The sequence below is a fragment of the Bifidobacterium sp. genome (assembly GCF_022640935.1).
Lineage (GTDB): Bacteria > Actinomycetota > Actinomycetes > Actinomycetales > Bifidobacteriaceae > Bifidobacterium.
This window is the reverse complement of sequence record NZ_JALCCV010000036.1, coordinates 1-19,038: the sequence shown is the minus strand read 5'-3', so window position 1 is coordinate 19,038 and position 19,038 is coordinate 1. Positions and strand designations below refer to the sequence as shown.

Genomic DNA, 19,038 nt, shown 5'->3' with positions numbered 1-19,038 from the left:
AGAGGCCTCGCGATCGGCTCTCTTGCAGCCCCTCGCGCAATCGAGCACCCGTTCGGCGGCTACGCGGACGCGCTTGAACATGCCAGCCACGGCGATCCCGGCACCAAAACCATTCTCGTCATGCCGTAGGAAAACCGCACGGGTTGCATAGGAGGCCATCTTCGCCACGCGAACACGATAGCGGACTCACTGCAAGGCAACGCGCAAAGGCCGGTTCCCACGTTCGAGGCACTATGCCTGGAGCGCGGGAACCGGCCTTCGCGCACATCGTGCGTTGGCGTTCGCTATATGTATATGTTCGATTTCAGCATGAGAACGCCAACGCTTTCAACGCTCAAACCCCGAATCAGGATTTCGGTGCCAGAATGCTGTAGTCGATGGTGCTGTCGTAGCGATACGACATGTTCTGCAGCTTGGTGCTGTACGCCTGATTCGGCTGGCGGTAGACCATGGGGAGGTTGCTCGCCTCATCGTTAAGAAAGTCGCTGAACTTCTGCCATTGGGGAGCGGCTTCCTTGCTCGTCGACTTGCCGGCGTTCTTGGCCGCGTCAAGCAGGCCGGTGTACTCGTCGGTAGGAGCGAAGGCGCTGTTGTTGTCGCCCTTCGTGGAGAAGAAGTTGTCGATGCCTGCGGGAGCCTGCACCTGGGAGCGGTTCGCCACCATCAGCGCCTGGAAGGTCTTGTTGGCGCGGCCGCTGGCGAAGTCCGCTGCGGAAAGCTGCTTCACCGTAACGTCGAAGCCTGCCGCCTTGGCGGACGAGGAGATCATCACCGCCGAGTCGATGATGTCGGGCACGAGGCTCGACACGCTCAGCGTGACGGGGACGCTTGTCTTGCCCGCTTCCTTTAGCAACGCCTTCGCCTTGGACGGGCTATAGGTGTATGCCGGCTTCTCGGAGAGGCCGGTGACGCCCATGGCCGCCGTGACCCAGCCGCTGCTCGCCTTCGCCTTGCCCTGGTAGACCTGCTTGATGATGTCGCTGTAGGGAACGGCGTAGCGGAACGCCCGGCGCACGCGCTGATCATCGAATGGGGCCTTGTTCTCCACCAAGGTCAGACCGACGAACTCCGTGGGGTTGTCGACTTTGGGAAGCTGCACCTTGTCGGCGATGGAGGTGGCGTCGCTCGGGCTTAAGGCCTCCGCGACATCCACATCGCCGCTTGCCAGCATCTGCGCACGGGTGCCGGAATCAGCGACGACCTTCATGGTGATCGTGGTGAACTTCGGCTTGTCCAGCGGGTAGTTCGCATTCGCCTTCAGAACCAGCTGCTGGCCCTCGGTCACTGACGAGACGGTATAGGGACCGTAGCCGGCTCCCGTGTTTTGAGCCGCCCACTTCGTCCCCCAAGGGTCGTCTGACGTCGCGTGCTTGAGCATCTCGGTCTTGTCCCAGATTCTTCCCATCTGTCCGGTGAGGTTGGGCAGGAAGATCTCGCCCTTGTCCACATCATGCAGGTGGATGGCGATCGTGTAGTCGTCGACTATCTGAACCTGATTGATGTTGTCGAAGAGATTCGTGATCTGCGGCAGCCTGCCACCGGATACATTCAGCTTGCGCTGCAGCGACCAGTACACGTCCTGCGCGGTGAAGGGGTTGCCCGCCTGGGACTTGACGCCCTTGCGCAGGTGGAAGGTGTAGGTCTTGCCGCCGTCGCTCACGGTGAAGGGGTTGTCCTTGTCGGCGAGAACGCCCTCGTACTTGGTGAAGTCCTGCACCTGAACGCCGTTCTTCTCCGCGTACTTGTACCGAACAAGGTTCACCATGGTCTGCGACCATATCGTGTAGTTCTCGTTGGAGGCGGCCCACGTGCCTTCAAGGTCGTAGCTTGTGGGCATCGCCGCAATGGCCGCAGTCAGGGATGAGGAGGAACCGCCCGAGTCGGAGCCGGCGCCCGCGTCCGGCACCGAATTGGAGCAGGCGGCCATCGCGAAGACAGTAGCGAGGGCAAGGAATGCCGCCGATATCTTTCTACGAAGTCTACTGTGCATATGCATATGCGTTTCCTTACTTCTCTGTTGTGTTGATGGTTGGTTATTTGCTTCCCCGACGGTCCGCCAGCTGGCGGATGAGGGGGACGGATTTCGGTATGGCTTTGGAGGAATAGGAAATGCCCAAAACCGATACAAAGAGGAACAGGGAGGGGAACACCGCCTCCCACCAGCGGCCGAGCATCATGGAGGAGATGCCCTTGGAGATCATGTACCCCCATTCAGGAGTCGGCGCGTTCACGCCGATGCCGATGAATCCCAAGGCGGCCAGGTTGATCACGCAGTTGCCGAAGATCAGCGGCAGATTGCGCAATGCCGGCCCGATGGAGTTCGGGATGACATGGACGAACGCGGATTGGAACGAGGACTCGCCGGCCATCTGCGCCGCCTCAAGATAGTTCTCCCGCTTCACCCGCAGTATCTCGACGCGGGTGAGCTTGATGGGAGCCTGCACCAGCACCAGGGTCAGCGAGGTGATCAGCGCGAAATTGGAGGAGCCCATAAGGCCTACGACGACAATGGCCAGGATGATGCCGGGGATCGCGATGATGTACTCGCTGATCTTATTCATCAGGCGACCGACGTTGCTGAACACGCCTTTCGAGCTTTCGGTGAGGCCGATGAACGTGCCGATCAGCACGCCGAGCATTGTGCTCAGGACGGCGACCACGATGGCGAACTGGACCGCGATGCGCGTGCCGTACAAAGTGCGCGAGTACACGTCCATGCCGACCGAATCCGTGCCGAACCAGTAGGTGGCGTCAGGTTTGAGACGCGCCGCGCCTACGGTGGTCGTCGGCGAGAAATGCGAGAGCGCGGGAGCGAACAGGCATATGGCCACGATGATGATCACGGGCAGGAACGCCGCAAGGATCGTCAGGATCTTGCGCGCCGAACTGCTGCCGCGAACCTTTGCCTTTGGCTGCGCCGCTGGAGGCTGCGCGTGAGCCGACTGCGTGCGGGCCGACTGCGCGTGTGCCGGCTTTGCGGGAGTCGGCGCGGCCGAAGACAATGCCACCGAGCCTTGAGTCATTGAGATTTCCATGATTAATCCTCCTGATTTGCTACGCCGGGGCGTCTGCGCGGGTCAAGCCACATATTCACCAGATCCACGAGGAAGAACGCGAACATGCAGAACGCGACGCTGAGGATGAGGAATCCTTGCAGCGCAGGGAAGTCCACCGACGCGACGGAGCGCACCGCCAGCGCGCCGATGCCGCCGAAGCCGAACAGGCTTTCCACCGTGACCGCGCCGCCGATCAGGCCGCCGAAGATCAGGCCGAACACCACGACGACGCTGGAGAGCGAGCGGCGGAATATGCTGATGTAGATCCACTTCCTGCCCACCCCGGCGGCGACTTGGAACTGGGTGGTGGTTTCGGCGAGCTCACGGTCGAGGCCGCCGATCAGTTGCGTGAGCAGATTCGGCGTGTACGTAAGCATCATCGAGCCGACCGGCAGGATATACAGCACCAGCGTCTCACCCAGCTGCGTCCAGTTGCCGGTAAGCACCTCGTCGAGGAGCGGGAAACCCGTCACCACCGGAAGCGTGCCGGAGGAGACCCTGCCGAGCGGAGCCGGCAGCCATTTGAGAATGACGTAGAACAGCATGATGCTGAACACGGCGACGACGAACACGGGGATGCTGGTCGCGAACGACGCATACGTGCGGATGGCGCTGCGCAGCGTGCGATTCGAGGACCGGATATAAAGGAATCCCAGCAGCAGCGCGAATATCAGCGCCGCGCCAAGGCCCAAGGTCACCAGCTCGATCGTGGAAGGCAGCCTGCTCAGGACCTCTTGCGTGACCGGCTTGCCACTGACCGTCGAATTACCCAGGTTGCCGACGACAGCCCCTTTGACGAAATTCGCGAACTGGTGCCATATCGATCCGCCGAGTCCCATGGATTCAGCCTGCGCCTCATACTGCGCGTGCGTGTAGCCCTCGCCGCGCGAGGCCAGGGAGAGCTGCACCGGGTCGCCGGGCAGCAGCCTGACCAGGAAGAAGGCGATGACGGAGAACGCCGCGATGTCAATTGGAAGCTCGACGATGCGCCGCAGCCACCACATGTTTTTCTTAAACCAGTTCATTGCCCAGCTCCTTCGACGGCAGGTTGCTTTCCGGTGCCTGTTCAGGCGATGATTGCCCATACGAGTAAGCGTGCAGCAGCGCCTTGGTGTATTCGTGGCGCGGATGCTCGATGACTTCCTGCACCGAACCGGCCTCGACCACATCGCCCTGCTTCATCACCATCAGGTCGGAGCTGATGAACGCCGTGGCGGGCAGGCCGTGGGAGATAAATACCAGCCCGATCCCCCGCTTCGCCGACTCCTTTTTGATCAGATTGAGCACCGCGCCCTGCACGGAGACGTCCAGCGCCGAAATTACCTCGTCGCAGATGAGCAGCTTGGGGCTCACGACCAGCGATCTGGCGAGCGCGAAGCGCTGGCGCTGACCGCCCGAAAGCTGGCGGGGATAGCGCGAGCACAAGGCGACATCCAGACCAAGCTCGCTGACAATCGTCTCCGTGCGCTGTACGATCTCGTCCTTGTCGCGGATCTTGAGCAGCTTGCGGATCGGAGCGGCGATCGATTCGCCCATTTTCTTTTTCGGGTCGAACGACGAGGAGGTGTCCTGCGCGACGTACTGCACGATGCGGCGATATTCGAGCAGATCCGTGGGATTCGCCATCCATTGCTCCAGCGGCAGCCCGTTGATGGTGATGGTGCCTTCCGTGGGTTTTTCGAAGCCCACGATCATTCTCGCCAGCGTCGACTTGCCCGATCCGGACTCGCCGATAACTCCTATGGCCGAGTCCGTGCTGGCTTCGAGGCTGATCTTGTTGACGGCGGTAAACTGCTGCTTGCCGCGTCCGAAGCGTTTCGTGACGTCTTTGACGGACAGCGTGAAATCGTCATTGCTATTGCCGATCATCGCTCATGCCTCCTTGGGTCAAGGCCGCGTTGTGATCCAGCGTCGGCAGCGTGTCCAGATCGTAGGAATTCAGCCGCGGCACGCAGGCGAGCAGCGAACGGGTATACGGCGAGCGGTTCTCGTCGCCGAGCTGCGCGGTGTCGCAGAAATCCTGCACATGCCCGTGGTAGAGCACCAGGGACTTGTTGGTGTATTCCCTCGCCAGATCGATGTCATGCGTGATGATGATCAGCGCGGTTCCCAGCTCTGCGGTCAGTTCGAGGATGAGATCCATGACCCTTCTGCTCACCGAGGCGTCCAGCGCCGACGTGGGTTCGTCCGCAATGAGCAGCAGCGGCTTGGAGCACAGCGCTAGGGCTATCATCACGCGCTGGCGCATGCCGCCGGACATCTCGTAGGAATGCAGCTTGATCACGCGTTCCGGCTCATGAATGCCGACCTTGTCGAGCCATTGCACGGCCTCCTTGCGAATCTGCGACCGGGACTGGGAGGTGAGCGAGCCAAGCACCGTCCTGAACTGGTGACCGATCGAAGCGACCGGATCGAGGGAGGTCATCGCGTCCTGAAAGATCATCGACACACCTTGCCTCCGCGTGGGTATGACTGCGGAGCTCGCGCTCATATCCACGTTCTTGCCGGCTATCGAAGCGGTCGGGCAGTCGATTTTCGCGATTCTCGACGGCAGCAGGCCGGCGACCGCCATCGCCAGCGTTGTCTTGCCCGATCCTGATTCTCCGACGATGGCGAGGCGATCCGATTGCTGCAAGCTGAAGCTCACGTCGTTGACCACGGCGTTATAGCGATCGTCGCTCACGTAGGCAATGGACATGCCCCGCACCGTTACGGCTTCGCGAACCGGTGGTGCGTCCGGTGAAGCGTGTGTCATATTCTCCTCCATTGCGCAAACCTTTCATTGCTCATTGCTCATTGCTTTTGGCTGTTGTTTGTTTGCTGATTGCCGCAGCGTGTGTTGCTCGGCTGAACCGTCCATTGCTGGATTGCCCTTGCGCATGCCTTACGCGATAGGTGCCGTTGCGAGCGGCAGATCAAGCATCGGCATTGTGGATGCGTTGACCACACCGTAAAGGAGCTTTGTTTCCTCTGGCGATGAAACGCCATGCGCTTTTGTTATCAACCCATAGCATGGATGTTTTCGCCAGGATTGCGGCCGGATGTCCTCGCCCGGACGCATTTGCGAGCGGCAGATGCCTTGGAAAACGTCTATTCGCGCAGCATCGAGACACGAAGTAGCGTAAAGTCCCGTACTGCAGCGGACGCACCAGGAGCCGCGCCATTTCACATTTTCGAAACACGTCAGTAATGCAGACGGAACCGGGACACGCTCCAATGGAATTCGTTTCAACGGGGTATGGAGGCTTGCATGGATACGAAAAAACTGTTTTATTTCACTCAATTGGCCGATTACGGCAGCATCGGACGCGCCGCCGAAATTCTCAAGATCTCCCAGCCGGCCCTCAGCCGGCACGTCGCTTCGTTGGAGAAAGAGTTCGGCCACCAGCTCCTGACCCGCAGCCAGCATGGCATCGCGCTGACCCCCGCCGGCGAATCGCTGTACCGCTCCTCCCAGATGATCCTGCGCATGGAGCGCGGCACGCTGCGCCAGATGGGCCGGATAGGCGCCGGGCCTTCCGGGCTGGTGTCGCTGGGGCTGGGCGCGTACAACTGCGCCAACGACATCGCCTCGTCCGTGCTGGAAACCGTGCTGACTGATTACCCGGGCATATCTGTTCACTGCGTGGAGGCGCTCTCGACCACCTTCAGCCAAGCTGTCAAGATGGGCGTGCTCGACGCCGCGATCATCTACGATCCCGGCTTCATACCCGGCATTCACTGCGAGGTGATCAGCACCGAGGACCTCTATGTGGTCGCACGCAGGGATCTGCGCGTCACGGAGCCGGGGACGAACAGCATCAGCCTTGAGGCTATGGGAGGTCTTGAGCTCTTCCTCCCGGAATCAGATAACATCCTGCGCCAAATCGTCGAATCGGCTTTCCGCAAGCACAATCTCGAACTGTTCATCCGCGCGGAAATCGAATCGCCGCTGGTACTGCGCCAGGTCGTCGAAAAAGGGCTGGGCTGCACATGCCTGCCTCAATCCTCAGCGGAGGAGATATTCCCCGGGCGCGAATTCCAGAAGCTCCGCATCGAGTCGCCCGTCCTCATCGCCTCATTCGCGCTGTGCACGCCCGACACGCAATTCAGATCGAGCGCGGCCGATGTCGTGGTCGAGCTTATTCGCAACGCCGTCGACAAGCAGCGGGGAACCGGGCGCAACACGAAAAACCGCAAGACTCCTGGGGCCGTGCATAAGCGGTAAAGGCTGCGAAACAGCAAGACAGCAGGCGCGTCTTGGCCTCCCCCTATCCCATCCAGACTTTCAGGCGGCCGCCCCAGCCGTCGAATGGCGTATGGCCAGTTGGGCAGGCAGGCACTGCGACTGGGGTTCGATATTCGCGGAACCGAGCTGCGTGACCAGCAGCTGGGCTGCCGACCGGCCCAGCTCATCGGCGGAGGCGGACACCGTAGTGAGCTGCGGCTGCACCATCTCGGCGGCGAAGCAGTCGTCACAGCCGATCACGCTGATATCCTCCGGCACGCGCACGCCGATGTGGGCGAAACGCCGCATGGCGCCCAAGGCGAGCAGATCGTCGAAGAACATCACGCCGGTCACCCCGCTGATGGCGAGCGCATCCGCCGCCGCCTCCCCCGCAACGAGCGAAGGTCGGTACGGCCCCAGCTCCTTCACCGACACGCCCGATAGGTCGGCCGCCTCCTTCATGACGGCACGGTACCGGGCGCGGTCCAGCCGTGAATCCGAAGGGCCGTGGACGTAGGCGATGCCGCGATGGCCCAACGATGCCAGATAGCGCAGCGCCTGCTGCATGGCGCTGGAGGTGTCGGCGATCACCGAGGACATGCCTTCCAGCTCACGGTTCACCACGACTATCGGCGTGTTGGCTCCCTTGTGCCGCAGCTCTTCATCGCTCAGACGCGGCGAGGCCAGAATCATCCCGTCCACGGTCCCCGAAAGCTCGCTGATCCAGCTGGCCTCCTGCTCGCTCGACTCATCGGTGCTCACCAGCACGAACAGATATCCCAAGGACTGCACACGGGCATGGCAGCCGCGGATGAGATCGAGCGTGACGGGATTGGTCAGGCTCGGCACGACAAGCGCCACGGTCCCCCGAATGAAGCTCGGGGCGGACGACGCCCCGAAGTCATCGTGATATCCAAGTTCCTGTGCCGCACGCACAATCCGCTCGTAGGTATGCGAGTTCACGCGCCCGGGGTCATGCAACGCCCGCGACACGGTCGAAGGAGCGAGATGGCACGCCTGGGCGATGTCGGTGAGCGTCACTCGCCGGTCGTTCCTCCGCTGCGGGATGGTCATGGTCCCCCTCTTCTCTTGCCGCAAGGCAGCTGCGCATGCCCGTGTATGGCAATGCTCTGTCACAAAACGTGCCTATGGCAATTTTCGTGCCAATTTTCAGCCAAGCATTCCATACAATCCCCATCAGCGTATAACCCTCACTGCATAAATCTGGCAAACGCCGCTATGCGTTACATCTCGGTAATACCGGCCAGCATATGGTGTGCCCCATCCGTCACAACCAACTTCTACGTAAGGCGACATCCATGACATACAGCGATTACACAACTGCGCTCGTTACCGGCGCTTCCAGCGGCATGGGCAACGCCACAGTGCGCAGATTCACCGAACGCGGGCTCACCGTTCACGCCGTGGCGCGTGACGCGAAGCGCTTGGAACAGCTGGCAAAGGAGACCGGCGCGATTCCTCATGCGCTGGATCTGGCGGATACCGATGCCATCGAACGCGAGTTCACGGGGCTGCAGGTCGATATCCTGGTCAATCACGCAGGAGTGAGTCGGCCCGGCAACATCCTCGACGCCACCCGGCAGGACCTCGAGAACATGGTGAACATCAATCTGGGCGCCATCCTGCAGCTCGTCCGCGTGCTGCTGCCCGGCATGGTCGAGCGCGATCTCGGCCATATCGTGAACACCAGCAGCATCGCGGGACTCTACAATTTCTTCGGCCACACCGGCTACCATGCGACGAAGGCCGCAGTCCACCAGCTCTCCCGGCAGCTGCGCAACGACACGGTCGGCAAGCGCATCCGCGTCACCGAAATCTGCCCCGGCCGCGTGGAGACCGAGATATTCGCGCGCAACGTGGGCGGTTCGCCGGAAGCCATCGAGGCGGCGCGCAAGGAGTACTTCGACGGCTATGAGTCGCTGACCACCGACGACATCGTCAACGCCATCGACTTCGCCATCGATTCGCCCCGCCATATGAATGTCGGCCTGATGGAGATCATGCCGACCTTCCAGGTGCCAGGCGGGCTGACCTTCAACCGCCGCGGCTGAAGGCATGCGAGCGCTTATGAACTCATCCACGCATCGGCAAAGGATTCGACGGCCATGACCGCTGTTCTCTCGAGTTTCCTGGTCGTCGGCTCGATCATCGTGCTGGGGTACTTGCTGCAAAGAAATCACATCCTCGGCAACAACGCCGAGCTCATCATCACGCGGCTCGTGTTCTTCGTCGCCTCTCCGGCGCTGCTGTTCACCACCGTCGGCAGATCCAAGCCGGCTGACGTCTTCGGTCCAGCCATGGCCGTGCAGGTGATCAGCGTGGTGGCGGTCATCATCGTCTACGTGCTGTTCAGCATCCTGGTGTGGAAGCAGTCCTGGGCGCAGACCGTCGTCGGCTCCATGTCGTCGTCGTATGTCAACGCTGGCAACCTCGGCATACCGCTGGCCGCCTATGTGCTGGGCAATGCGGCTCAGATAGCGCCGATTCTGCTGTTCCAGCTCGCCATTTACACGCCGATTGTCATGCTGCTGCTGGAACTCACGTCGCAACGCAAGGCCAACATCGGCAAGTCGCTGCTGCATGCCTTCGCCAATCCGATTCTGTTGGCGAGCTTCGCCGGGGTGATCGTCATGGTCGCCCATTGGCATGTCCCGGATGTCATCATGGAGCCGATCCAATTGCTGTCCGGCATCTCAGTGCCCGGCATGCTGCTGACCTTCGGCATGTCCTTCGCCGCAAATCGTACGCTGCTTTCCAGCGGGTCGACAGGCCCGGTGGCGACCGCCGTCGTGCTCAAGAACATCGTGCAGCCGATTATCGCCTTCTTCCTCGCCAGCAAGCTGTTCGACCTCACCCCGGCCAACGTGATGGCCTGCGTAGTGATGGCGGCGCTGCCGGCTGCCCAGAACGTGTACACCTATGCCACGCGCTTCGGCACCGGCAAGGAGCTGGCCCGCGACGGCACGCTGATCACTACGCTGGTTTCGGTGCCGGTCATCGTCGTCATCGCCTTCCTGCTGTCGTGATGACGCCAGAACAGCGACGGGACATTCCTCACGAATATCTATAATCCATGCTTATCGAAAGGATCATCATGCCCAGCATACGTTTGAGCGAACGCGTCACATCCATCAAAGAGTCGCCGAGCGCCGTGGCGGCGGACCATGTGCGAGCTTTGCGCGCCCAAGGACGCACCATTCTCTCGCTGACGGTAGGCCAGCCGGACTTCGACACGCCCGAGCCCATCTGCGAGGCCGCTGTTGCAGCGATCGGTCATGGCGAGACGCGCTACACTTCGGCCAACGGCACGCCCGAGCTGCGCAACGCCATCAAGCAGTACTATCTGCGTCGGTATGGCCGGCCCTGCGAGGACGACGAGATATGCGTGGGCGTGGGCGGCAAGCAGGTGATCGCACTGGCATTGATGGCGACGCTGTGTCCTGGCGACGAGGTAATCGTGCCCGCGCCCTATTGGGTGTCGTACACCGATATGGCCATCATGAATTCAGGAACCCCGGTGGTCGTCGAGACCACGGAAGCCGACGGTTTCAAGATGACTGCGGATGAGCTTGAGCAGGCCATCAGCGATTCCACGCGCTGGCTGATCCTCAACTCGCCCAGCAATCCTTCCGGCGCAGTGTATTCCACGGCCGAATTGCAGGCGCTGGCCGCTGTGCTGCGCAAGCACAGCGACGTGCTGGTGCTGTGCGACGACATCTACAACGAAATCGTATTCTCCGACGCCAAGCCGGAAGGGCTGGTCAGCATCGCGCCCGATCTCGCCGACAGGATTCTGACGGTCAACGGCGTGTCGAAGACCTACGCCATGACCGGGTGGCGCATCGGATTCGGCATCGGGCCGAAGGCACTGATCGGGGCCATGAACAAGCTCGTCTCGCAGATATCATCCTGCGCCTCATCGGTCAGTCAGGCTGCGGCCGCCGCAGCGCTGACCGGGGACCAGAGCGCCGTGGGCACGATGGTGCAGGCCTACCACGAACGCAGGGATTTCGCCGTCGGACGCATCAACCAGATCGACGGGCTGTCCTGCCTGTCGCCGGACGGCGCGTTCTACATCTATGTGAACTGCGCCGGACTGATCGGCCGCCACTGCCCCGACGGAACAGTGCTTGGCGACGACGCGGCCGTAAGCGACTACTTCCTGTCCCAAGGCTCGGTGGGCACGGTTCCGGGCACGGCCTATGGCCTCTCGCCCTACTTCCGCATCTCCTTCGCCACGTCCATCCAAGTGCTGAGCGATGCCTTCGACAGCATCGAGCAGGCCATCGCCGTGCTGCGATAACGCTTACAACGGCCCAGACTTTGGCCTCCGGACTCACATATCTGACGACTCTTGAGTCGACGCACCGTGCTGCGTCGGCTTGCCCATGTATTGGTTCGCTTATATGCGGAATCTCAGAAGCCGTTGTCGCTGATTTCCTGGTCGCTTATGGTGTCGCGCAGCACCTGGGCGACCACTTCGGTGCCGCGCGAATGTGTTGCCTCGGCGGATGTCGCCAAGGCGAAACGCACTTCGACCGAAGGCTCGCGCAAGGGCATGATGGCGAACTTCTCGCTGTCGAATACGGCCTGCGCCACATGCGAGGGAAGAATCGTGTCGCCTATCCCCCGGCTCACTGCTTCGGGCAGCGGCGCAGTGTGCTCAAGCTCCAACGACACCTGCGGTATGCTCATATTCACGCTGTAGGCCTGCTCGACCAAGGCCCTGAGCGTATGCGTGGAGCGAGGAAGAATGAGATCGCGATTCGCGATGTCCGCCCAGCGCACGCCTCGCGGTTCGGCTGCTAGCGCGGTCTGGCTGTGACTTCGTTGTCTGCTATGACCCAGCGTCGCATTCAGCCCTGCTGCATTCAACGCCGTTGCGCCCAAGCCAGCACCTGATTCCATACCCGTTGCTCCGAGAGCCACATCATCGCGCGGGGCCACGAAGCACAGGCGGTCATGCAGCACCGTCTGCAGCCTGACGCCCTTGACCGGCCCGGGATGATAAATCAGCGCGACATCCAGCTGCCCCAGCTTCACCGCCTGGCTGTGCACGACAGACAGCGCCTCGACGATGCGCAGCGTGATGCGCGGGTACTGCCGCTTGATCGCTGCGACCAGGCGAACCATGAACGCAGGCGTGATGCTGAACGGGGCCACGCCGAAGGTCACGGTCTCCTGCGGGGACTCATACCCTTCCTGCACCTGTTGACGCGCGGTTTCCTCAAGTCGCACGATGTCCTTGGCATATCGATACAGCGACCACCCCGCTGCCGTCGGAACCACGCCGACATGCCGCCGCGTGAGCAGCTGCTGGTTCATATCGCGTTCGAGTATCGCAATGCTTTGGCTCAGCGCCGGCTGCGCGACATGCAGCAGCTGCGCGGCGCGGGTCATCGAGGCGGAATCGACGATGACGATGAACTGATGCAGCCGACGAGTCTCCATATGTACCCCAATCGATAGGGAATGTTCCAGACTTTCAAGAAGTTTCAATCTATAAGTAAATCATATATTACTACTTAGGAAACATAGCCGATACATTGGCAAACTCATGATGTGAATACGCAAGCGCTCGCGCAGGGCACAGACCCGTATGAGCGCGAGGAAGCCCCGCAAGAAACCGAATCGAAGGAAAGGGTGGCATTATGCAAGGCAGTGGCACAACAGCGACGATCGATCTGGTCGCCGATATGGGCGAGAGCTATGGCCAGTGGCGCATGGGAGACGATGACGCGTTCCTGGAAATCATCACCTCGGCGAATATTGCCTGCGGCTACCACGCTGGAGACCCGCGCACCATGGACAGAATCGTGAGTCTATGTGCGCAACGCGGCATCGGCATCGGCGCACACCCCTCCTTCCCCGACCGCGTGGGATTCGGCAGGCGCATGATGGAGCTGAGCGAGACGGAAGTGCGCACGGACATCATCTACCAGCTCGGTGCGCTGCAGGCCTTCGCCGCCGCGCACGGCACCAAGGTCACCCATCTGTGCCCGCACGGCAAGCTGGGCAACAGCGTCATCACGAGGCCCGACTATGCCAAGGCGATGGTCGACGCCATCTACTCGGTCGACCCGTCCATTGTGCTCTATACCCAGCCGGGCCAGACGGCGAATCTTGCACGCGAGCGCGGCCTCAGGATCGCCATGGTCGGCAACATCGACCGCAGCTATGAAGACGACGGCACGCTGACGCCCCGCGGATTGCCGGGGGCCGTGCTCACCGATCCCGAGGAGATTGCAGCGCGCACCATTCGCCTGGTCAAGGACGGCATCCTGATCAGCCGCAACGGCAAGGAGCTGCAACGGCATGTCGACACCATTCTGCTGCACAGCGACGGCGCGAACGGGCTTGGCATCGCCAAAGTCGTGCGTCAGCGCGTTGCAGAGGCCGGCATCACTATCCACCGGTTTGCGAGCATCTGATGACGAACCCATTGCTGGTATCGCCCTGCGGCGAATGCGGGCTGCGCGTGGAATCCACGAGCGGCGAGAGCGACGAGGACTGGCGCACCGTGCATAATCTGTCGCGGCTGCTGGGCTCGGCGAAGCTGCCGGGGCTCTATGACGCCGTGCCGACCTACAACTCGACTTTGCTGGAATTCGATCCGGTGCTCACCGATGCAGACACCGTCACGGCGTTCGTGCGGCTGCTTGAGCAAGCGCATGATCTCGCGGCTCCGCTGCCCAAGGGCCGCATCTTCGACGTTCCGGTGGTGTACGGCGGCGAGTACGGCCCCGACCTGCCATTCGTGGCGGACTACCTTGGACTCTCCCAGTCCGAGGTGATCCGCCTGCATGGCGCACAGGATCTTATCGTGCGCTGCCTGGGAGGCCCTGCGGCATCATGCATGACCGACGGCCCGGAGTTCGCCAAGCCCATTCCGCGCTTGGACGATCCGCGACTTTCGGTTCCCGCCCAATCGGTTTCGCTGGCCGGGCGGCAAGGCGTTATCGGGCCGGTGAAGGCGCCGAGCGGATGGCGGGCCATCGGCATCACCCCGATTCAATTGATGGATCTCGATGACCCCGATCTGGTGCCGTATCGACCCGGCGATCATATCCGATTCCGCGCCATCGAGGAATCGCAATGGGATCACTACAACGGACGCGCCATGCGCGATATGGAGGTGCAGCGATGACGATAACGGTGAATTACGCCGGTCACGCCGTCGTCACGGATCTGGGCCGCAGTAAAGGACCGGTGCGCGGGCTGTCCGTATACGGCGCGCTCGATCAGGCCTCAGCCCGAATGGCCAATGCGCTTGTCGGCAATGCGCCGAACGCCCCGCTGCTGGAATGCTTGGCAGACGGACTGACGTTTACCGTTGACAGCGATGACATCCTTATCGCGGTAACCGGCAGCCCTATGGACCATGCAAGCGTGGACGACGAGACGCTTGACATGAACACGCCCATCAGCGTCAAAGCTGGACAGCAAGTCACGCTCGGCAACGCGGTCGGCGGGCTGCGCACCTATCTTGCCATACGCGGCAGCATTGCCGCACCGCGCCTGCTCGACAGCTGCGCCCCGGACACCATGCTCGGCTTCGGATTGCGGCTGCACGACGGCGACACGATTGAGATGCTGCTGTCCTCCCCGCCGCTACCCGATCTGTTCGCAGGCATCCCCTATATCAACCTGTATGTCCCCTCGCCACGCTTCGATGACGATATCCTCGTGCCAGTGCTCAAAGGGCCGGACTGGGAGGAATTTGCCGATGCCGGCGAGATTCTGATCACGGAGCGCTACATCGTGGACCCGCGCAGCAATCATGTGGGCATCAGGCTTTCCGGCACGACTCCTCAACGAAGCGAGAACCGCGGCGAAGTACTCTCCCGCGCAGTGCCGGTCGGTGCCATCGAAGTGCCTGCCGACAACGCGCTGCTGGCCTTGCAGCGCGGGCGCGGCATCACTGCCGGATACCCAGTGCTTGCCGTGGTCAGCTCCTGTGGGCAAAGCCGGGTCGCGCAGGCCAGGCCGGGTCAGCAGCTGCGATTCCGTCTATGCGATATCGCGAGCGCATCGGCAGCCGCACGCCAGCAGCAGCGCGCAATATCGGATATAGCCACGCGAGTCAACGCGCTGCTGCATGCCTCGTGGCGCGTCGTCCCCGAGAACGAATGGACCTTATAGATGTCTGAAAACACAGTGTCTGAAAATGCAATATCATCCGAATCATCCAAAGCACCCAATGCAATGGCAATGGCCACAACCCAAACGGCGCGGTCCTTCCACCGGGTGCTGGTCGCCAATCGCGGCGAAATCGCCGTCCGCGTGCTGCGGGCCGCGCATGACGCCGATCTGACCGGCATCGCAATCTACGCCGAGCAGGACCGCGACAGCCTGTTCGTTTCCTTGGCCGACGAGGCCTACGCCCTCGATGGTTCCAGCGCCAAAGACACCTATCTGAATATCGACCGCATTCTCGCCATCGCCAAGCAGTGCCACGCCGAGGCTATTCACCCGGGGTATGGTTTCCTGTCCGAAAGCGACGAATTCGCCCAGCGCGTCATCGACGCCGGTCTAGTCTGGATAGGGCCCAGCCCCCAGGCCATTGCGACGCTCGGCAACAAGGTCGCCGCACGCCATATCGCCACGCTCGTTGGCGCGCCATTGGCTCCCGGCACGGTCGACCCGGTCACTAGCGTCGAGGAGATCGAGGACTTCGCCCGCACGGCGGGAATGCCCATCGCCATCAAAGCCGCATTCGGCGGGGGCGGCAAAGGGCTGAAAATCGCCCACCGCTTCGAGGAGATACCCGAGGCCTTCGAGTCCGCAACCCGCGAAGCCATCGCCTCATTCGGCCGGGGCGAATGCTTCGTCGAGAAATATCTCGACCATCCTCGCCATGTCGAAACGCAATGCCTTGCCGATATGTACGGCGATGTCACGATCATCAGCACCAGAGATTGCTCCTTGCAGCGGCGCAACCAGAAGCTCGTGGAGGAAGCCCCTGCCCCGTTCCTGAGCGACGAGCAGCATCGCCTGCTGGTGGAGTCCTCCAAGGCGCTGCTGCACGAAGCCGGGTATGTCGGTGCCGGAACCTGTGAGTTCCTGCTCAGCACGGACGGTACCATATCGTTCCTTGAGGTCAATACGCGGCTGCAGGTGGAGCATACCGTATCCGAGGAGGTCACCGGCATCGACCTGGTCTGCGAGCAGTTCCGCATCGCGGCCGGTGGGCATGTCACCGATACGGACGCGACCGCCCACGGCCATGCCTTCGAGTTCCGTATCAACGCCGAAGACCCGGCGCATGACTTCATGCCCCAGACTGGGACGATCACGCGGTATCACGAACCCGGCGGGCCGGGCGTGCGCGTGGATTCCGGAGTCGAGGAGGGCGATAGCGTCGACCCGGCCTTCGACTCGCTGCTGGCGAAGCTGGTCGTCACCGGTCCCACGCGAGCCGTGGCGCTTGCCAAAGCGCGACGCGCGCTGGCCGAGTACGCCATCGACGGCATAGCCACGGTGCTTCCCTTCCACCGCGCAATTGTCAACGAACCAGCGTTCATCGGCGACGAGCACGGCTTCTCCGTGTATACGCGATGGATTGAGAACGACTTCGCGAATACCTTGGAGTCTTCCGACGATGTCAATGTCCAGTCCGCTCAGTCAGCCGAACAACCGGCGCCGCTGCGCACCGCGACCATCGAGCTAAACGGCCGTCGCGTATCGCTGCGCTTCCCCGAGGGTTTTCTCGATAACGCCATCACCAGCGGCGTGCAAACCGTTGCAAGCGCCGCTTCGCCAGCCCCCACTCGTCATCGTCAGCAGAGCACGAATGATTTCGACGGGCCTGCGGCGCAGGCGCATGATCCCGGCGATGTGCTCGCTCCTATGGGCGGCACCGTCGTCAAGGAAAGCGTTCACGTCTCGGATGTCGTCAGCGAGGGCGATTCGCTGCTGGTCATCGAAAGCATGAAGATGGAGCAGATCATCCGCGCCCCGCATGCTGGCACGGTTACGGCGCTGCTGGTCAAATTCGGTGACACTTTCGCCACAGGGCAGCCGTTGCTAACCATCAAATGACGTCAAGCGTTCTGATCGACGATTCGCTCGGAGAGGAAACCCATATGACACAGCATTCCGCTGATTATTTCGCAAGTCTGGCAGACGACAGCAACGCAGATTACCATCCTGTCTCCTCGCACGACTCGGTCTGGTCCTGGTCGGTGCTGCATATCTTCGGCAGGCCCGTTGTAGCGGCGACCATCAATGTCTCGCAGTGCGTGCAAAAGCAATGCTCACAGGATCAAGGCGTGCCGAGGCAGGAGGCGTGCTCGTTCTCGCAGCTTGGCATGGCCTCGTCCATGCGGCTGCCGCTGATCATCTGCTGGAACGGTCTTGAGAGCGGAGACGAAGACAGCGGTATGTCCTCCGAGACGCTGCGTTGCGATGACTTGCGCATGGCACTGGCACGGTATTCCAGCAGCTCGCCAATAGTGTCGATTGTGCAAGGTTCCGTGACCGGCCCGCTCGCCAGCTGCCTGGCACTCTCGGATTTCATCATCGCAGCAGGCGCCGAGGCTTCGTTTGCCGTCAGCTTCTCTACGACCATCCTGCAAGCTACCGGAATCACACACACGGCCACCGCTGAATCCCGACAGGCCGATTTCAGCTATGTCGCGCAGGATTTCACCGATGCTGCGGATTTCGCGCGATTCCTGCTTTCCTTCCTGCCGTCTGCAATAGGCGAGGCTGCGCCGGTGTTCGACGCCTCAACGCACGAACCCGCAGTTTCCGCGCAGCGGCATATCAGCATTGCCGAGCTGTTCGACGCAGTCACCGATGACGATACGCCGCTCTATTTGAGCAGCACGAGCGACGCCTCGGTCGCATTGGGATTCGCGCGAGTGCACGGGCATGCCGTCGGCGTTATCGCGCCGCATGGTGCACGTGATCGCATACTGGTCGATTCGCGGGCTTTGGCGGATATCACCGACTTCGCCCGGCTCTGCCAGCGTTTTGCGCTGCCTGTCGTATCGGCTGTCGACGAATTCCGATTCGCCCCGGAGCCACTCGGCAGCACTACTCCCGGCAGCGCGGCTCTACATGGCGCCGCCGTACGAGGCGATTGCGACATGCTGCGCGATGCCGCGGCATTGGCTGCCATACAGGCAGACAGCAGTCAACTCTGGATTCGACTTGAGCCTGCTGAACCGCTCGCTGATAACGACGCGACGCAGGCGCCGTCAGCGATGCCGTCAGTACCATCATCAGCCGAGCAGCCGATAGTGCGTCTCCAAGTCAACGGCGCGGGCGAAACCATGAGCCTCGCCCAGGTTGACATGATGCTACGGCATTTGCTCGCTGGGCACGCATCTTATGCACGCCAACTCGACGCTACCGTACGGAATGTAACGTTCTAGGGGTCAATTACGTTACATTCCGTACGGTAGCGTCGAGTTGGCTAGCGCAGCTTCCAGCAATGTGGCGTTGCCCTGCCGCTGTCTTACAGCTCCTTATACCAATACGACATGTCGATGTACCGCTTGCCGTCGTAGCAGGCCTGCGGCAGGAAGCCGAAGCGGGTGAAGCTGAAGCGGCGCATGAGGGCGACCGAGCCGGCGTTGTCGGCGAAGATCAGCGCGGTGGCCATGCGGCAAGAACGTTGCTTGGCGGCGCCGAGCAACCATTTGACCATAGCCGTGCCATAGCCGTGATGCTGAGCGTCGCTGGCGATGTAGTAGCTCAGCTCGACCACGCCATCATAAGCTTCGCGCGGATGGAAGTGCGAAAGCG

Annotated in this window: 17 protein-coding genes; 9 read left to right on the top strand and 8 right to left on the bottom strand. The window is 61.7% G+C overall.

Translation table 11 applies throughout. The features are described 5' to 3' along the window. Positions 1–346 precede the first annotated feature (346 nt). From LKG04_RS07830 to LKG04_RS07810, 5 genes are read right to left on the bottom strand one after another with little or no spacing between them, the layout of a single operon-like run. Positions 347–1,990 carry an ABC transporter substrate-binding protein gene (locus LKG04_RS07830; RefSeq protein WP_291763704.1) on the bottom strand — a complete coding sequence of 548 codons (1,644 nt, stop codon included), beginning with the start codon at positions 1,988–1,990 and terminating at the stop codon, positions 347–349. A 43-nt stretch (positions 1,991–2,033) separates the two neighbouring features. Then, on the bottom strand, positions 2,034–3,023 hold the full coding sequence (locus LKG04_RS07825) for an ABC transporter permease (RefSeq protein ID WP_291763701.1): 990 nt from the start codon (positions 3,021–3,023) through the stop codon (positions 2,034–2,036). 14 nt (positions 3,024–3,037) lie between these two features. After that, positions 3,038–4,081: an ABC transporter permease gene (locus LKG04_RS07820; RefSeq protein ID WP_291763698.1), complete on the bottom strand. Its 1,044-nt coding sequence runs from the start codon at positions 4,079–4,081 to the stop codon at positions 3,038–3,040. Then, complete coding sequence (locus LKG04_RS07815; RefSeq protein ID WP_291763696.1) at positions 4,068–4,925, bottom strand: ABC transporter ATP-binding protein; 858 nt, start codon at positions 4,923–4,925, stop codon at positions 4,068–4,070. The genes LKG04_RS07820 and LKG04_RS07815 overlap by 14 nt, the downstream gene beginning before the upstream one ends. Next, positions 4,912–5,811: an ATP-binding cassette domain-containing protein gene (locus tag LKG04_RS07810; RefSeq protein ID WP_291763694.1), complete on the bottom strand. Its 900-nt coding sequence runs from the start codon at positions 5,809–5,811 to the stop codon at positions 4,912–4,914. Before LKG04_RS07810 ends, LKG04_RS07815 begins: the two co-directional genes overlap by 14 nt. Before the next feature lie 495 nt (positions 5,812–6,306). On the opposite strand from LKG04_RS07810, the gene LKG04_RS07805 reads away from it, so the two are divergent. Further along, positions 6,307–7,263, top strand: coding sequence for a LysR substrate-binding domain-containing protein (locus LKG04_RS07805; protein WP_291763692.1), 957 nt, complete (start codon positions 6,307–6,309; stop codon positions 7,261–7,263). 60 nt (positions 7,264–7,323) lie between these two features. On the opposite strand, the gene LKG04_RS07800 is transcribed toward LKG04_RS07805, so the two are convergent. Next, the gene (locus LKG04_RS07800) at positions 7,324–8,337 is read right to left on the bottom strand and encodes a LacI family DNA-binding transcriptional regulator (RefSeq protein ID WP_291763689.1); all 1,014 of its coding nucleotides are present in this window, start codon (positions 8,335–8,337) and stop codon (positions 7,324–7,326) included. A 245-nt stretch (positions 8,338–8,582) separates the two neighbouring features. Between LKG04_RS07800 and LKG04_RS07795 the strand changes: the two genes are divergently transcribed. The 3 genes from LKG04_RS07795 (at position 8,583) to LKG04_RS07785 (ending at position 11,587) form a co-directional block, all read left to right on the top strand. After that, entirely contained in the window at positions 8,583–9,335 is a 753-nt protein-coding gene (locus tag LKG04_RS07795) for an SDR family oxidoreductase (RefSeq protein WP_291763686.1), read from the top strand. A 54-nt stretch (positions 9,336–9,389) separates the two neighbouring features. Beyond that, on the top strand, positions 9,390–10,310 hold the full coding sequence (locus LKG04_RS07790; RefSeq protein ID WP_291763685.1) for an AEC family transporter: 921 nt from the start codon (positions 9,390–9,392) through the stop codon (positions 10,308–10,310). A 68-nt stretch (positions 10,311–10,378) separates the two neighbouring features. Further along, positions 10,379–11,587, top strand: coding sequence for an aminotransferase class I/II-fold pyridoxal phosphate-dependent enzyme (locus LKG04_RS07785; RefSeq protein WP_291763682.1), 1,209 nt, complete (start codon positions 10,379–10,381; stop codon positions 11,585–11,587). 113 nt (positions 11,588–11,700) lie between these two features. On the opposite strand, the gene LKG04_RS07780 is transcribed toward LKG04_RS07785, so the two are convergent. Further along, positions 11,701–12,735: a LysR substrate-binding domain-containing protein gene (locus LKG04_RS07780; RefSeq protein ID WP_291763680.1), complete on the bottom strand. Its 1,035-nt coding sequence runs from the start codon at positions 12,733–12,735 to the stop codon at positions 11,701–11,703. Positions 12,736–12,935: 200 nt separating this feature from the next. Here LKG04_RS07780 and LKG04_RS07775 point away from each other — a divergent pair, with 200 nt between their 5' ends. From LKG04_RS07775 to LKG04_RS07755, 5 genes are all read left to right on the top strand, one after another. After that, positions 12,936–13,715 (top strand): LamB/YcsF family protein, encoded by a 780-nt coding sequence (locus LKG04_RS07775; RefSeq protein ID WP_291763678.1) that lies wholly within the window; start codon positions 12,936–12,938, stop codon positions 13,713–13,715. After that, on the top strand, positions 13,715–14,431 hold the full coding sequence (locus LKG04_RS07770) for a 5-oxoprolinase subunit B family protein (RefSeq protein ID WP_291763675.1): 717 nt from the start codon (positions 13,715–13,717) through the stop codon (positions 14,429–14,431). Before LKG04_RS07775 ends, LKG04_RS07770 begins: the two co-directional genes overlap by 1 nt. Further along, positions 14,428–15,426, top strand: coding sequence for a biotin-dependent carboxyltransferase family protein (locus tag LKG04_RS07765; protein ID WP_291763672.1), 999 nt, complete (start codon positions 14,428–14,430; stop codon positions 15,424–15,426). The genes LKG04_RS07770 and LKG04_RS07765 overlap by 4 nt, the downstream gene beginning before the upstream one ends. Positions 15,427–15,495: 69 nt before the next feature. After that, positions 15,496–17,325 carry a biotin carboxylase N-terminal domain-containing protein gene (locus LKG04_RS07760; protein ID WP_291763667.1) on the top strand — a complete coding sequence of 610 codons (1,830 nt, stop codon included), beginning with the start codon at positions 15,496–15,498 and terminating at the stop codon, positions 17,323–17,325. Between the two features lie 44 nt (positions 17,326–17,369). Further along, positions 17,370–18,665 (top strand): carboxyl transferase domain-containing protein, encoded by a 1,296-nt coding sequence (locus LKG04_RS07755; protein WP_291763664.1) that lies wholly within the window; start codon positions 17,370–17,372, stop codon positions 18,663–18,665. Positions 18,666–18,748: 83 nt separating this feature from the next. Here the strand turns inward: LKG04_RS07755 and LKG04_RS07750 are convergent. Next, positions 18,749–19,038 (bottom strand): GNAT family N-acetyltransferase (locus tag LKG04_RS07750; RefSeq protein WP_291763661.1); only part of this gene is annotated, 290 nt, incomplete at its 5' end.